Origin of the sequence: Polynucleobacter sp. MWH-HuK1 (assembly GCF_018881815.1) — a bacterium.
Lineage (GTDB): Bacteria > Pseudomonadota > Gammaproteobacteria > Burkholderiales > Burkholderiaceae > Polynucleobacter.
Window position 1 is genome coordinate 1,108,899 of record NZ_JACVPP010000001.1, and the last position, 14,921, is coordinate 1,123,819.

Consider the following 14,921-nt stretch of genomic DNA (forward strand, 5'->3'; position numbering starts at 1 on the left):
CTCATGGCTTCACCCCGTTTTGTACATCTCCGCGTCCATTCCGAGTTTTCAATTACGGATGGAGTCGTTCGTATTGATGATGCGGTCGCTGCAGCCGTCAAAGACGAGATGGGTGCCTTGGCCATCACGGATTTAAGTAATTTATTTGGTTTGGTGCGTTTTTACACCGCTGCACGCTCGAGCGGCATAAAGCCAATTGCTGGTGCTGATGTTTGGATCAGCAATCCTCAAGATCCTGATCAGCCTCATCGCTTATTGCTCCTGGTTCAAAACCATTCCGGTTATCTTAACTTATGCGAGTTACTTAGTAGAGCATCCTTAGAAAATCAATCACGCGGTCGTGCTGAAGTGGATTCTGCTTGGTTTAGTGAGTCTGCTGCTAAAGCAGAAGATAAAAAAGCCAAGCGGACCTTATCTTATGGATTGATTGCGCTCTCTGGCGCACGCATGGGTGAAGTAGGGTCAGCATTGCTAGCTGGTCAGGAAGACCAAGCGAAGATTGTTGCTAGACGTTATGAAAAGCTGTTCCCAAATTCTTTTTACATTGAGGTTCAACGCGGCGGCAATCCACAAGATGAGAAGCAACTGCAACTCGCTTGCCATTTAGCGAGTGAGCTCGATTTGCCGGTAGTGGCAACTCACCCAGTGCAGTTCATGCAGAAAAGTGACTTTACGGCGCATGAAGCCCGTGTTTGTATTGCTGAAGGTGAGTTGCTTGGCAATCCGCGTCGCGCCAAAAAGTTTAATGAAGAGCAATACTTCTTAACCCAAGAAGAGATGGAAAAACGTTTCGCAGATTTGCCGGCAGCCATCGCAAACTCTGTTGAAATTGCTAAGCGTTGCAATCTTTCATTGGTCTTAGGGCAGCCACGTTTGCCAGATTTTCCAATACCGCCCGGAATTACTTTAGAAGAATATTTATTGCAGCAATCCGAGATCGGTCTAAAGCGCCACATGGAACGTAACTTCCCGGATGTGGAAGAACGCGAAAAAGAAATGCCGCGCTACCAAGAGCGTCTCGTGTTTGAAGTTAAAACGATTGCCCAGATGGGTTTCCCGGGCTACTTCTTAATCGTGGCGGACTTCATTAACTGGGCTAAGAACAATGGCGTACCAGTAGGTCCTGGCCGTGGATCTGGCGCAGGCTCTTTAGTGGCGTATTCACTCGGCATTACTGACTTGGATCCACTACGTTACAACTTGCTCTTTGAGCGCTTTCTCAATCCAGAGCGGGTATCCATGCCCGACTTCGATATCGACTTCTGCCAGCATGGTCGTGACCGTGTGATTCAGTACGTAAAGGATAAATACGGCAAAGACGCTGTGAGCCAGATTGCTACCTTTGGAACCATGGCTGCCAGAGCGGCAATTCGTGACGTAGGACGCGTGCTGGAGCAGGGCTATAACTTCGTTGACGGTATCGCCAAGCTAGTGCCGAATAAGCCGGGCCAGTACATGACGATTGAAATGGCCAAGAAGGAAGAGAAGCAATTAGCCGAGCGCGAAAAGAATGAAGACGAAGTGCGTCAATTGCTATCTTTGGCCCAGCAATTGGAGGGTATGACCCGTAACGTCGGTATGCATGCGGGTGGTGTGTTGATCGCCCCAGGACGCCTCACGGACTTTTGCCCTCTCTACACCCAAGAAAGTAAAGATCAAGACAGTAGCTCCGTTATTAGTCAATTTGATAAAGATGACGTCGAAGCAATTGGCTTAGTGAAGTTCGACTTTTTGGGCTTAACAACGCTTACCATCTTGGCTGCAGCAGAGCGCTGGATTAAAGCATTGCATGCTGATCGCAGAGATTGGAATATCGGTGAGATACCACTTGATGACGAAAAAGCATTTGATGTACTCAAGCGTGCTAATACGGTAGCGGTATTCCAGCTAGAAAGCCGCGGCATGCAAGGCATGCTTCGTGAGGCAAAGCCCGACCGCTTTGAAGACATTATTGCGTTGGTGGCTTTGTATCGCCCAGGCCCTATGGATTTGATTCCAGACTTTATTGAGCGTAAACACGGTCGCCAAAAAGTGGAGTATCCCGATCCACGTATTGAGCCAGTTCTACGTGAGACCTACGGCATCATGGTCTATCAAGAGCAGGTGATGCAGATGGCGCAGATGATTGGTGGCTACTCATTAGGTGGTGCTGATATGTTGCGTCGTGCGATGGGTAAGAAAAAGCCAGAAGAGATGGCCCAGCATCGCAAGATCTTTAGTGATGGTGCAAAAGCAGGCGGCATCTCCGAGGGTAAGGCTAATGAAATCTATGACTTGATGGAGCGCTTTGCGGGCTATGGATTTAATAAATCCCACGCTGCCGCTTACGCACTCTTGGCATATCAAACAGCCTGGCTCAAAGCGTATTACCCCGCAGAATTTATGGCTGCCAACTTATCGCTCGCAATGGATGATACCGATAAGGTGAAGATTCTATATGACGATTGTTTGGTTAACAACATTCGGGTGTTCTCGCCAGACATCAATACGGGTGTGTATGAGTTCACACCATTGCGTGCGCCTGATGCAGCCCCAGACTCCCCAATCAGTCATGTCCGTTATGGCCTGGGTGCAGTGCGTGGTACTGGTGAGGCAGCAATTGAATCCATTGTTAAAGCGCGTGAAACTGGCGGACCATTTAAGGATCTGTTTGATTTTTGTGCTCGCGTAGATCGCAGACAGGTGAATCGCCGTGCGATTGAAGCCTTAATGCGTGCTGGTGCATTTGATAGCTTGTATCGTGACTCTGTACCTGCGGGTGGTAATTTGTACGACATTCGCTCAACCTTGCTTGCTTCTTTGGCCAGAGCAATTGAAGCCGCTGAACAGGCAGAGGCTTCTATCCATCAAGTGAGTTTGTTCGAAGTCGCTGGTGAAGAAAATCGCCATCTACCTGAGTTGGTTCGTGAGCCTGTTTGGTCTGAAAAGAAACGTCTGCAAGAAGAGAAGAATGCTTTAGGACTCTGTTTAACGGGTCATATGTTTGATGCCTACCGTGAGGAGACTTCTCACTTTATTCGTCAACCTTTATCAAAAGTTACCGAAGGCAAAGACCAGTTGATCGCTGGCATTATCACTTCAGCGCGTATGTTGACTGGCCAGCGCGGTCGCATGATGATTGCGACAATTGATGATGGCACTGCAGCCCTCGAAGTCACTTTATATAGCGAGGTGTATGAGCCTAATCGCTCATGGCTCAAGGAAGATGAACTCTTGGTTGCTAAAGTCAACGTGACTCCGGATAAGTTTTCAGGCGGAATGCGGATTGTTTCTGAGGCGGTGATGGATATCACTGGTGCGCGTATGCGTTTTGCTCGTAATATTCACGTATGTATTGATAACGCTATTGATATCAAGATGCTGCGGAGTCAAATCAATCCTTACTTGATGGCCAATCGTGTCAGAGATCCAAAGCTGGGCGCATCCGCTCCAGCTGCTCCAGGCTCAAATGATGGCATGAAGGGTTTGATGTTAACTGCTGCAGTCACAACTAGCGGCGGCGCCTGCTTAATGCAATTCCCAGAAGAGCTACGCATCTACCCAGATGATGCTTGCTTACATAGCTTGAACCAAATCTTGGCATCCAAGCAAAAAGATCCCGTACAAGTTCAGTACCACTAAATAATTGTCTTACCACAGCAATTTTTTATTGCCCTAGCTCGGAAATACCTTTTGAATCGCTTCAATCACTTGTTTAGGTTCTAGAAGATCCAAACACTCGCTATAGCTATCGGCTTTATCAAGACATCCGGCTTTACGACATGGTACGCATTCACCAGGGCCTTGCAAGATGATGACATTGCCTACGGTTTGTGTACGGGCGCGCAATTGATAAGGTTGTTTACCAATAAAGCCATTGGGCCAAGGGCCAAAGTTGGTTGGCGGGGTAGCGCCAAAGAGGGTGATAGTTGGGGTATTGCAGGCTGCTGCTAAATGTGTGATGGACGTATCAACACCAATATATAAAGCAGCGCTCCGAATGAGCGTGCCCGCCTGCGGAATGGATAACTTGCCCGCAGCGTTGATTACTTTGCCCTTAATTTCTTCGGACAATAAAGACATGATGTCGTGATTGAGTTGTACATCTTGCTTTGCCGGTGAAGCGCTTAATACAACCTGAAAACCTTGATTAACCAGCCAGGTAATGAGTTCTTGCCAGTATGCGAGTGGCCAACGTTTATAAGCAGTAAGAGGTCCTGGGTGAATGACGACATAAGGCTGTTTGAGTTCACCGGCGATGACAGGTGTCAAAGGTTCGCCCACAGGAGGTGTCACCGAGATCGGCCTAGAGAATAAATCCGCTGGATTTTTAAAGAAGGTTTCTAGAAGGCGGAGCTTTTCTGTAATGACGTGTTGATTAAAGTAATCAACATCCACGGTGTGCATGCAGATGAACTTCTTCCAGGCATTTTGCTTCTCGCTCTTGCTATGCTTGTTTTGATCTTCAGAATCTTTGCCTTGAGGATGGCCACTTAGGACACCCACTCTTCTGAAAGCGGCTACTAAGCCATATAGGTAGGCACGGTCGCTAGGTTGGGTGACTACCGCTAAGTCATAACGCTGAAATAGGCGATTAAATAATGAGAGGTATTCACCAAAACCTGGTCGATCTGAGGTTTCAATAAATTCAGAAATGTCTGGATTGCCGTACAACATGTCTAGCTTGCCGCGATAGCCTAGAAAATGAAATTCTGCATCAGGCCAAAGCTCCCTGGCTTTGGTAATAAGGGGTGTTGTTACCAGCACGTCGCCGATTTGCCGAGTGGCAATGAATAAGACTTTTTTAGGCTTGGGTTTTGAGTAAGTGGTCATATTGTTGCGAATACTTACAGCGCCTTAGCCAAAATCTTCTCGCGCACATGTCGCGCATTCTCTGCAGCATTACTTTGATCATTAATTTTATGAAACAGATGTAGGACTTCAGTAGACCAAGAGCCCGATTTGCGGGTGATTCCGTGATGCTGCAATCGAAATACAAAGTCAGCATCTTCGTGACCCCAGCCTGTTATGGTTTCATCAAAGCCATTAATAGCTTTTGCATCTGCTTTCCAGCAAGCCATATTGCAACCTTTGATGCGACGCCAAACAAACTTTTTGTAATCACGCCAGGAGCCGTCGCCAAGCTTGATCTTGAGGGGCAAGTATTTATTAATGCCCCCGCTAAGACGCATACCTAGCAAGCCTGAGGAGAATTTCTGAAAACTCCATTGAGGCCAGGAGAGTAATTCTTGGGTGAGGCCCTTATCCAGAAGGACTCGACTACCGGTCACCATACATCCTTTTTGCGCCAATTCACGATGTCTTGCTACAAAGTCTGGCTGCACAATGCAATCGCCATCTAAAAAAACGAGGTAATCACCATAGGCAGCATTAATGGCTTGATTCAGAATTTTTGTTTTCCGAAAGCCATGATCTTCTTGCCAGAGATGCTTGATAGCGATGGGATATGAGTCCATGAAAGAATCAATCACCTTTTTTGTACTCTCGGTAGAGCCATCATCGGCAATGATGATCTCAAAGTTCTTGTCTGTTTGAGTGGCTAGTGATTCTAGGCAAAGCTTGAGTGCTTGTGGCCAGTTGTAAGTGGCCAGCAAAATCGAAATCATTTATTGGCTTCCTGGTTGAGGTGCCAAAGCTTGATGTAGCGATAGTAAGTGCCTTGACCATTAGATACTGCTAGAGCAAATCCTTGCGCCCCATCTAAGAATCCGGCGCGAATAATGTATGTGCGGATAAAGGCCCATACACCATGAAGAACGGCCTTGAGAGGGCTACTTGTCTTTCCTTTGGCAAATGCTTGCTCTGCGGATGCGGTGGAATAGCGATCGAGCTTTTGCAGAACTTGAGAGTAGTTCATAAAGCTGTAATGGAGCAATGGGTTTTCTAGTTTAGCTACCTGACCATTGGGTATGAGGCGCTCATGGACTATATCATCTGAGAAGCGGGCGGTGCCACGTTTAAAAAGACGATCTACATAGTCAGGGCTCCAGCCAGAGTGGCGGATAAAACGACCGCAGTACCAGGATAATCTAGGGATGGCAAAACAGTTCACATGGGCGCTATGGTGAATTGCCGTAAGGATCTCAGATTTGAGAGCTGTAGTTAGGCGCTCATCTGCATCTATGGATAAGACCCATTCACCGGTTGCAAGGTCTAAAGCACGGTTCTTTTGAGGGCCAAAACCAGGCCAGTCGGATGGCTGGGATATGGTCGCACCATGGTTTTTGGCGATTTCTAGGGTGCGATCCGAGCTATTGGTATCAACAACCACGATCTGCTGGGAAATACCCTCCAGGGAGGCCAGACAATCGTCCAAATTGGCCTCTTCATTGCGGGTGATGAGTATGACTGATAAGGTGGGCATAATTCATTATATGAATGCTCAAGACCGTATTGCGTTAAATCGCTTAATTGCTTACCTTAAGCCCCATTATGGCCTGATTATTGGGTCCCTTTTGGCTATGGCTGTCGTAGCTGGTGCTGAAACCTCAATTCCAGCCTTAATGAAGCCCTTATTGGACCGTGGCTTTACTGGTCAGCTTAATAGCAAGCTTTGGCAGGTGCCAGTTTTCTTGGTGGGCTTGGCTTTGGTTCGGAGCTTGGCGCAGTTTCTGTCGAACTATTTGTTAACTAGAGTCATTAATTCCGTACTTTTAAAGTTGCGCGAACAAATGTTTCAAACTCTCCTACATGCTAGCACTACTTTTTTTCAAAAAAACTCTGCATCGAACTTAATCAATGGTGTAGTTTTTGAGGTAAATAATGTTCTTTCCGTGATGGGTGGAATGCTCATCAGCTTGGTGAGAGATTCATTGACAGTTGTTGGTTTGATTGGCTACTTGATTTATCTCAATTGGCAATTGACTTTAGTTGTCTTGATTATTTTCCCGGTGATTGCATTCATCATGAGCAAAATCAATCGTCGACTCAGATCACTTAATCGTGAACAACAAACGCTTACCAGCGATCTTGCTTATATTGTTGAAGAAGCTGCTGCTGGTTACAAAATTGTTAAGGTGCATGGCGCTGAAGAGTATGAGATGAATTGTTTTAAGCAAAAGGCTGAGCGAGCTCGTCAGTTTGCTCTGAAATCTGCAGTTGCGGGTGGTTTAAATCAGCCTATTACTCAATTGATAGCGTCTATGGCTCTATCGGTGGTTCTCGTAATTGCTTTAATGCAGTCAGCCACTGAAGGCACTACTGTTGGAGGTTTTGCGGCTTTTATTACCGCCATGATGCTGGTGATTTCCCCATTAAAGCACTTGGCCGACATTAATCAACCACTCCAACGCGGCCTCACTGCAGCAGAAATGATTTTTGGATTAATGGATCAACCTTTTGAAGAGGGTGAAGAGCGCAAGCAAAGCATGAAGCCGCTTGATATAGCTAAGGGCGGCATTCGATTTGAGAATGTTGGATTTGCATATGAGCAGGAGGGTGATCGTAAGGATGCCCTCAGTAATATTAATCTCACCATTAAGCCAGGCGAAGTTGTTGCTTTTGTCGGGCCATCTGGTGGTGGTAAATCTACTCTCGTCAATTTGTTGCCTCGATTCTATAAACCTACCAGTGGTCATGTTTTCTTAGATGAAATTCCCTTAGAGGATATTGTGTTGGCCGATGTGCGTCGCCAAATTGCTTTTGTGAGTCAGGATGTCATTCTCTTCAATGACACCATTGCAGCGAATGTGGCATACGGAGCTACTGGTCAAGAAGGAATTGATCGCGGCCGCGTCATGGAGGCATTGGAGGCTGCCAATTTAAGTGCTCTTATTAAAGAGTTGCCAGAAGGAATTGATTCGCTAATAGGTGATAACGGCAATCGCTTATCTGGCGGGCAGCGCCAGCGTTTAGCAATTGCGCGTGCGATCTATAAAGATGCACCGATTTTGATCTTGGATGAGGCAACTTCCGCTTTGGATTCTGAATCTGAGCGCCAGGTCCAGGATGCGCTCGAGCGCTTAATGGCTGGCAGAACTACCTTGGTCATCGCTCATCGCTTATCTACCATTGAGCATGCCGATCGTATTGTGGTTTTGGAGCACGGCAAAGTGATTGAAAATGGTTCACACGAAGAACTAATTAAGCAAGATGGGCTCTATGCCAACTTGCATCGTATCCAATTTTCAAACGCCTAACTAATAAGCGAATTTAACTAAGAACAATATCGTATTGTTCTTGGCGGAAGCTACCTTCTGCTTGGAGGGTAATGGGTTTACCAATAAAGTCACCGAGTTGTGCCAGAAATTGATTCTCTTCTTCCAAGAAGAGGTCAATGACATCAGGCGCAGCCACAATCCTAAATTCTCTTGGATTAAATTGGCGGTGCTCCCGAACAATCTCACGCAAAATCTCATAGCAAATCGTTTGTGCAGTTTTAACCTCACCCTTGCCAAGGCATGTAGCGCAAGGCTCACAGGTAATATGGGCCAAGGATTCACGAGTGCGTTTGCGAGTCATCTCTACTAAACCTAAAGCAGAGAAGTCGCTTACTGAGGTGCGCGCATGATCGCGCTCAAGATTGCGCTTAAGTTCATGCAGCACTGATTCTTGATGATCTTTACCAATCATATCGATGAAATCAATAATGATGATTCCACCTAGATTACGTAAGCGTAGCTGCCTTGCAATGGCTTGGGCAGCCTCTAAATTCGTTTTAAAGACTGTGTCATCAAGATTGCGTGCGCCGACATAACTGCCAGTATTCACATCAATCGTAGTCATAGATTCTGTTTGATCAATCATCAGATAGCCGCCCGATTTGAGATCAACTCTGCGACCCAGTGCCTTATTAATCTCGGCATCGACGTCAAATAAATCAAAGAGGGCGCGCTCGCCACGATGTAATGTCAACTTGCCCAATAGATTGGGCATGTAAGAATTAGTAAATAATTTAAGTTTCTCGAAATTCTCAGCTGAATCCACGCGAATCTGCGTAGTTTCTTCTCCGGCCACATCCCTTAATACTCGTTCGGCCAGGCTTAAGTCTTGATAGAGAAGGGTGGGCGCAGGATTGTGTTTCATGGCCGCATGGATGTTTTCCCAGGTGGTGCGCAAATAAAGCATGTCATGCTGCAGTTCAGTATCTGATGCATCCTGAGCGCTGGTTCGGACAATAATCCCACCTTTTTCATCGGCAGCCATCAAACTAGCCAAGCGTGCCTTAATGGCCTCGCGTTCCTCGGGTTGATCAATTCGTTGAGAAACGCCAATGTATTTCTCGGTGGCAGTATCGCTGCCTGCGGGCGGAAGGTAAACTAAATTACGTCCTGCAATACTTAATTGAGTTGTAAGGCGCGCACCTTTTGTGCCTAGAGGATCTTTTAGTACTTGCACTAAAAGTGTTTGACCTTCAAACAATAACTTTTCAATTTGCGCTTGAGGATTATTTTGGGTGATATCAGCAACGTGCATAAAAGCAGTGCGCTCTAAGCCAATCTCAATAAATGCTGATTGCATGCCAGGTAGCACGCGAACCACTTTGGCTAAATAAATATTACCCACAATGCCCCGTTGGCGAGTGCGTTCAATTTGTAGCTCCTGAACAGCCCCTTGCTGAATTAAAGCAACGCGCGTTTCTTGCGGGGTGATATTGATCAGTATTTCTTCGTTCATACGCGATTCAGGCAGGCAATTTCTAGTAATTGTTGAGTTTCATAGATGGGTAAGCCCATGATACCGCTATAACTTCCTTGGATAGAGGGAATAAAAGCACCCCCTAGACCCTGAATGCCATAGGCCCCGGCCTTGCCAAAGGGTTCGCCACTGGCGATGTAAGCATTTATCTGTTCTGGGGATAGATTGGCAAATTGCACGTGTGATACCTGTACCAAAACCTTAGGTGCCTCTGTTGGAGTTGGGGTAATGGCAACTGCAGTTAATACCTCATGTGCTTTGCCGCTGAGCATGTTCAGAATTCTTGCAGCATCTGCCGCATCGCATGGCTTGCCTAAAATTTCACCATCAGGACTATTGGGTAGGCTAACGGTGGTATCTGCACAGAGAATCGGAGCCCAAGGTAAATTACTTTTTTGCCAACGAGAGAGTGCTGCTGCACTTTTTGCTAGGGTAACTCTTTCAACATAAGCGCGAGCTTTTTCTTGGGGAAGAGGTGTTTCAATGCCTTCACTATCCTCATCGGCGCTTGGTAAAAGCATTTCGAAGCGAACGCCAATTTGTTCTAAAAGTTCTTGGCGACGCAGACTCTGCGAGGCGAGATAAATAAATGGGCTCACAAGATTACTCACGATGGTAGGGGTGACCTTGCAGTATGGTCCAAGCTCGATAAAGCTGCTCTACCAGCAGTACTCTAGCCATAGCATGAGGAAGGGTCAGGCTGGAAAGGCGCCACATCGCCTGAGCGGTGGTTTTCAGGCTCGGATCCAAACCATCTGCACCACCTATAAGGAAGGTGATATCAAAACCCTCTTGGCGCCAACTGGCCAATTGAGTGGCTAAGTTTTGAGTGGTTTGGTCTTTGCCGCGCTCATCTAAAGCAATCACTCTTGAGCCCTTCGGAATGGCGGCAGCAATTTTGACGGCCTCTTTAGCAGGCGTCAGGTCAGGTTTGATTTCTTTAATTTCAATGCTGCAGTCTGCAGGCATTCTTTTAATGTAGTCATGAGTTGCGGTTGCAACCCAATCAGGCATCTTATGACCAACTGAAACAATGGTGAGGCGCATCGATGCTTTTAACGACAAACTTATTCGTCGTCTTCTGATTCGCTAGCTTTAGCAAGACCTTTGCTGCCAGCCAATTTCACGCGTACAGGCTTAGCACCCCACATGCCTTCTAGCTGATAGTAAGAACGCAGCATCGGTTGCAAAATATGCACAACAATATCGCCGCAATCTACTAATACCCATTCACCAGTTTCCAAACCTTCAATAGAGATGACTTCGCCACCTTTAGCGTTCACCTCTTCTTTAACGGACATTGCTAAAGAGCGGGTTTGGCGATTGCTTGAGCCGGTGGCAATAATGACCCGGTCAAATAGTTCACTTAATTTGGTTGTGTCGTAGACGCGAATATCTTGGGCCTTCACATCCTCTAGAGCATCAATTATGACGCGTTGTAATTTACGTAAGTCCATATTCTTTCGGCAATAATTTTTGTATTTAGGGTGATCTTAGCTTGATTACTGATACAAGCCCAGATTTGTAATGATTTCTAGGGTATGGGTTGGAATTTGCTCAGACGCTATGGCGCTTCTAGAGCTGGATTTAAGGCGATCTCTTAACTCGGTAGAGGATAAGTCGATATTGAGGCTTTCATCGATGTATATGAGGCCTGCAGCGCAATTTTCAAGAGCGGCAGCATCTTTTGTTTGATGTTCTTGTAGCAATTGACTCACCTTAGGGCTGAGTTGCTCCTTTAAGTCATGGTGAGGTCTGGTGGCTACGGCAAAATTCACAAATTGGCTGAGTTTTTCCCAGGAGTTCCAGCTAGGTAGCGCAACCAAAGAATCCGCTCCCATCAACCAAGTCAGGCTAGCATCCGCGCCAAATCGCTCACGCAGTGCTTTCACGGTATCAATGGCATAGCTTGGACCGGCACGATCTATTTCTATGCGATCAATGCCTACTTGAGTGGATATCTTTAAATACAAAAACGCTCTAGCTAAATCAATGCCAGCAGCCTCAGTTAATCTAAAACGCATTTCTGCTGAGGTGATGCATTTGCCTTTTTGCCACGGCTCACCACTGGGTATCAGTAGGAGTGCATCCAAGCGCAATAGCTTAGCAAAATGCGTAGCTAGTTTGAGGTGGCCAACATGAGGAGGATCAAATGTACCTCCCAGAATGCCAATTTTTTTAATAGCGCTCAATGCTGGATGCTCACGCTAGCCAATCGCGTGGCTTTAGGTAGTAGTCATACAACTTAGCTTCTGGTGTGCCAGGCTGAGGCTGCCAGTTGTACCACCACTGAACCACCGGCGGCATTGACATCAAAATAGATTCGGTGCGGCCACCAGAGTGCAGACCAAAAATAGTGCCTCGGTCAAAGATGAGGTTGTATTCCACATAGCGGCCACGACGATATTCTTGGAATGCCTTTTCTTCGGCGGTAAAGCTATCTTGATAGCGACGCTGCACAATCGGCAGATAAGCATTAATAAATGCATCTCCTACCGCACGCGTCATCGCAAAGCTCTTTTCAAAACCAAGCTCATTAAAGTCATCAAAGAAAACTCCACCAATACCGCGCGGCTCTTCACGATGCTTTAGATAGAAGTACTCATCGCACCACTTCTTAAAGCGAGGATAGAGCTCTTCACCAAAAGGATCTAGTGCGTCTTTAGCGGTTTGATGAAAGTGTTTGCAGTCTTCATCAACCCCGTAATAGGGTGTGAGATCAAAGCCACCACCAAACCACCAAACCGGTTCTTTTCCTGTGGCTTGCGCAATAAAGCAGCGCACATTCATATGCGTGGTTGGTACTTTGGGGTTATTTGGGTGAAACACCAAAGAGACGCCCATTGCTTCAAAGCTGCGTCCAGCCACTTCTGGGCGGTGATGCGATGCTGAGGGCGGCATTTGATCGCCGCGAACGTGTGAGAAGCCTACACCACCTTTTTCTAGAATATTGCCGCCATCCAAAATACAAGTGCGACCATACCCTTTGAGTTTGCTGTCTTCGGGCTTATGCCATTCATCGGCAATAAAGACCTTGCCATCCAAAGCACTCATCGCGGTGGTAATGCGCTCTTGCAATCCTAAAAAGTAATCTTTTAAGGCTGCAATATTGATTTGGGTATGTTGATCTGACAAAGGTGCTCTAACTCGATATTGGTTTACTTAATGGCTCGATAGCCAATATCTTTGCGATATTGCATGCCATCGAACTTAATGTGATTGATTGCTTCGTATGCTTTCTGTTGGGCACCACGGACAGTATCAGCAAGTCCAACAACGCACATGACGCGTCCACCAGAAGTTACTACCTTGCCATCTTGCAGTTTTGTGCCAGCATGGAAAGTAATTTGATCTTCGGTATCAGCGGGGATGCCGGTAATCACATCGCCAGCACGAGGGGTGTCGGGGTAGTTATGAGCGGCAAGCACTACGCCCAGGGCAGTGCGGCGATCCCATTCCAGCTCGACCTCATTGAGTGTGCCGTCAACAGCATGATCTAAAGCATTCACGAGATCGCTACGCAGGCGCGCCATGATTGGTTGAGTTTCTGGATCACCCATACGGCAATTAAATTCAAGTGTCTTAATCTTGCCATCCGGTGCAATCATCAAACCTGCATACAAGAAGCCGGTGTAGGGAATGCCATCTGCTTTCATGCCATTTACGGTTGGCATGATCACTTCGCGCAATGCACGTGCATGGATTTCTGGAGTAACTACCGGAGCGGGGGAGTAAGCACCCATGCCGCCAGTATTAGGGCCCTGATCAGCATCGAGTAAGCGTTTGTGATCCTGGCTTGTTGCCAAAGCTAAAACGTTTTTACCGTCAACCAAAACAATGAAGCTAGCTTCTTCACCAGTGAGAAATTCTTCAATTACTACACGAGCACCAGCATTGCCTAATTTGTTATCAGCCAACATCATGTCCACCGCGGCATGCGCTTCTTCAAGGCTCATAGCAACAACTACACCTTTGCCTGCAGCAAGGCCATCAGCCTTAATCACAATCGGTGCGCCTTTGGAGTCGATATAGGCGTGCGCCTCTAAGGCATTAGAAAATGTTTGGTAATCCGCAGTAGGAATGCCGTGACGTTTCATAAAGGCTTTGGAGAAATCTTTAGAAGACTCCAATTGCGCAGCTAATTGGGTTGGACCAAAAATGCGCAAGCCATTATTACGAAATACATCTACGATGCCGGCGGCAAGTGGGGCCTCAGGACCCACAACTGTTAGGTGAATTTTTTCGCGCTTAGCAAAATCAGCAAGTTCTTGTAACCCAGTCATCGGCAGATTCTCAATGCCTGCAGAAGTCTGTTTAGCGGTGGCCGTGCCGCCATTGCCCGGAGCAACATAGACAGTTTGTACTTGAGGGGATTGAGCTAGTTTCCAAGCCAGCGCGTGTTCGCGTCCGCCAGATCCGATAAGTAGAATTTTCATAACAAGCTAACTATTATTTAAATGAGGTAATTAAAAGAAGTGAATTTCAAAAATCAAAGCGCTGCGTTCGTAAAGACCTCTTGAACATCATCTAAGTTCTCAAGTGCGTCCAGCAATTTCTGCATGCTTTCTGCTAGCTCCCCTTCAAGGGCAATCTCAGTCTCAGGGCGCATAGCAACTGTTGCTAGTTCAGGCTTTAGGCCTGCTTTACTGATGGCATCTTGTACCTTTGAGAAATCTGGAACAGGGCATAAGACTTCTAAAGATCCATCGTCATGAGTGATGACATCTTCTGCGCCGGCATCTAATGCAACTTCCATAAGTTGATCTTCGCTCGTTCCTGGAGCAAATAACATTTGACCGCAGTGTTTAAATAAGAAAGCAACCGAACCTTCGGTGCCCATATTGCCACCGTTTTTATTAAAGGCATGGCGCACCTCTGCAACGGTACGAGTGCGGTTATCAGTTAAGCAATCAACGATGATGGCAGCGCCATTCATGCCATAACCCTCATAACGAATCTCTTCGTAGTTCACGCCCTCAAGCGATCCAGTGCCGCGCTGAATTGCTCTTTGCACGTTGTCATTAGGCATATTGGAGTCTTTAGCCTTATCAATCGCCAAACGCAAACGTGGGTTAGTAGCAACGTCGCCACCGCCTAATTTGGCAGCTACGGTAATTTCTTTAATGAGTTTGGTCCAAATCTTGCCGCGTTTTTCGTCCTGACGACCTTTGCGGTGCTGAATATTGGCCCATTTCGAATGGCCGGCCATACGGGTAAGTCCTTTTAATAATTTGGCTAGAAGACCTCATTTTAAGGGGTTCTAGACCTAAGGTAGGAGGTATCTA

At 46.7% G+C, this 14,921-nt stretch carries 12 protein-coding genes and 1 pseudogene; 2 read left to right on the top strand and 11 right to left on the bottom strand.

Translation table 11 applies throughout. The annotated features are described in order from the left end of the window. Positions 1-3: 3 nt before the first annotated feature. The gene (dnaE, locus tag ICE93_RS05785; RefSeq protein ID WP_216186434.1) at positions 4-3,621 is read left to right on the top strand and encodes a DNA polymerase III subunit alpha; all 3,618 of its coding nucleotides are present in this window, start codon (positions 4-6) and stop codon (positions 3,619-3,621) included. Between the two features lie 33 nt (positions 3,622-3,654). Here dnaE and ICE93_RS05790 read toward each other — a convergent pair whose 3' ends face one another. From ICE93_RS05790 to ICE93_RS05800, 3 genes are read right to left on the bottom strand one after another with little or no spacing between them, the layout of a single operon-like run. Next, positions 3,655-4,812, bottom strand: coding sequence for a glycosyltransferase family 9 protein (locus ICE93_RS05790; RefSeq protein WP_216186436.1), 1,158 nt, complete (start codon positions 4,810-4,812; stop codon positions 3,655-3,657). Positions 4,813-4,826: 14 nt separating this feature from the next. Continuing rightward, the gene (locus ICE93_RS05795; protein ID WP_216186438.1) at positions 4,827-5,606 is read right to left on the bottom strand and encodes a glycosyltransferase family 2 protein; all 780 of its coding nucleotides are present in this window, start codon (positions 5,604-5,606) and stop codon (positions 4,827-4,829) included. Then, positions 5,603-6,364 carry a glycosyltransferase family 2 protein gene (locus ICE93_RS05800; protein ID WP_216186440.1) on the bottom strand — a complete coding sequence of 254 codons (762 nt, stop codon included), beginning with the start codon at positions 6,362-6,364 and terminating at the stop codon, positions 5,603-5,605. Before ICE93_RS05800 ends, ICE93_RS05795 begins: the two co-directional genes overlap by 4 nt. A 10-nt stretch (positions 6,365-6,374) precedes the next feature. On the opposite strand from ICE93_RS05800, the gene msbA reads away from it, so the two are divergent. Beyond that, entirely contained in the window at positions 6,375-8,138 is a 1,764-nt protein-coding gene (gene msbA, locus ICE93_RS05805) for a lipid A export permease/ATP-binding protein MsbA (RefSeq protein ID WP_216186442.1), read from the top strand. A gap of 13 nt (positions 8,139-8,151) precedes the next feature. On the opposite strand, the gene rng is transcribed toward msbA, so the two are convergent. The 8 genes and pseudogenes from rng to ICE93_RS05845 all read right to left on the bottom strand — a co-directional run bounded on the left by rng (position 8,152) and on the right by ICE93_RS05845 (position 14,845). Then, positions 8,152-9,615: a ribonuclease G gene (gene rng, locus ICE93_RS05810; protein WP_216186444.1), complete on the bottom strand. Its 1,464-nt coding sequence runs from the start codon at positions 9,613-9,615 to the stop codon at positions 8,152-8,154. Further along, on the bottom strand, positions 9,612-10,247 hold the full coding sequence (locus ICE93_RS05815; protein ID WP_370624595.1) for a nucleoside triphosphate pyrophosphatase: 636 nt from the start codon (positions 10,245-10,247) through the stop codon (positions 9,612-9,614). Before ICE93_RS05815 ends, rng begins: the two co-directional genes overlap by 4 nt. Continuing rightward, positions 10,240-10,683: a 23S rRNA (pseudouridine(1915)-N(3))-methyltransferase RlmH gene (gene rlmH, locus ICE93_RS05820; RefSeq protein WP_068323912.1), complete on the bottom strand. Its 444-nt coding sequence runs from the start codon at positions 10,681-10,683 to the stop codon at positions 10,240-10,242. The genes ICE93_RS05815 and rlmH overlap by 8 nt, the downstream gene beginning before the upstream one ends. A 23-nt stretch (positions 10,684-10,706) precedes the next feature. After that, positions 10,707-11,093: pseudogene (gene rsfS / locus ICE93_RS05825) on the bottom strand (ribosome silencing factor); the annotation flags it as partial. A 45-nt stretch (positions 11,094-11,138) separates the two neighbouring features. Further along, positions 11,139-11,828 (bottom strand): nicotinate-nucleotide adenylyltransferase, encoded by a 690-nt coding sequence (locus ICE93_RS05830; protein ID WP_216186448.1) that lies wholly within the window; start codon positions 11,826-11,828, stop codon positions 11,139-11,141. Positions 11,829-11,838: 10 nt separating this feature from the next. Further along, positions 11,839-12,750 (bottom strand): oxygen-dependent coproporphyrinogen oxidase, encoded by a 912-nt coding sequence (gene hemF, locus ICE93_RS05835; RefSeq protein WP_216188294.1) that lies wholly within the window; start codon positions 12,748-12,750, stop codon positions 11,839-11,841. Positions 12,751-12,794: 44 nt separating this feature from the next. Next, a complete protein-coding gene (gene purD, locus ICE93_RS05840; protein ID WP_216186450.1) occupies positions 12,795-14,072 on the bottom strand; it encodes a phosphoribosylamine--glycine ligase in 1,278 nt (425 codons plus the stop codon). Between the two features lie 53 nt (positions 14,073-14,125). Continuing rightward, positions 14,126-14,845, bottom strand: a complete 720-nt coding sequence (locus ICE93_RS05845) for a YebC/PmpR family DNA-binding transcriptional regulator (RefSeq protein ID WP_215346852.1) — start codon at positions 14,843-14,845, stop codon at positions 14,126-14,128. Between the last annotated feature and the right edge of the window lie 76 nt (positions 14,846-14,921).

Coding starts and splice junctions, on each gene's coding strand:
- purD (WP_216186450.1), bottom strand. CDS start 14,072: ATGAAAATTCTACTTATCGGATCTGGCGGACGCGAACACGCGCTGGCT.
- msbA (WP_216186442.1), top strand. CDS start 6,375: ATGAATGCTCAAGACCGTATTGCGTTAAATCGCTTAATTGCTTACCTT.
- ICE93_RS05845 (WP_215346852.1), bottom strand. CDS start 14,845: ATGGCCGGCCATTCGAAATGGGCCAATATTCAGCACCGCAAAGGTCGT.
- dnaE (WP_216186434.1), top strand. CDS start 4: ATGGCTTCACCCCGTTTTGTACATCTCCGCGTCCATTCCGAGTTTTCA.
- ICE93_RS05790 (WP_216186436.1), bottom strand. CDS start 4,812: ATGACCACTTACTCAAAACCCAAGCCTAAAAAAGTCTTATTCATTGCC.
- ICE93_RS05800 (WP_216186440.1), bottom strand. CDS start 6,364: ATGCCCACCTTATCAGTCATACTCATCACCCGCAATGAAGAGGCCAAT.
- rlmH (WP_068323912.1), bottom strand. CDS start 10,683: ATGCGCCTCACCATTGTTTCAGTTGGTCATAAGATGCCTGATTGGGTT.
- rng (WP_216186444.1), bottom strand. CDS start 9,615: ATGAACGAAGAAATACTGATCAATATCACCCCGCAAGAAACGCGCGTT.
- ICE93_RS05795 (WP_216186438.1), bottom strand. CDS start 5,606: ATGATTTCGATTTTGCTGGCCACTTACAACTGGCCACAAGCACTCAAG.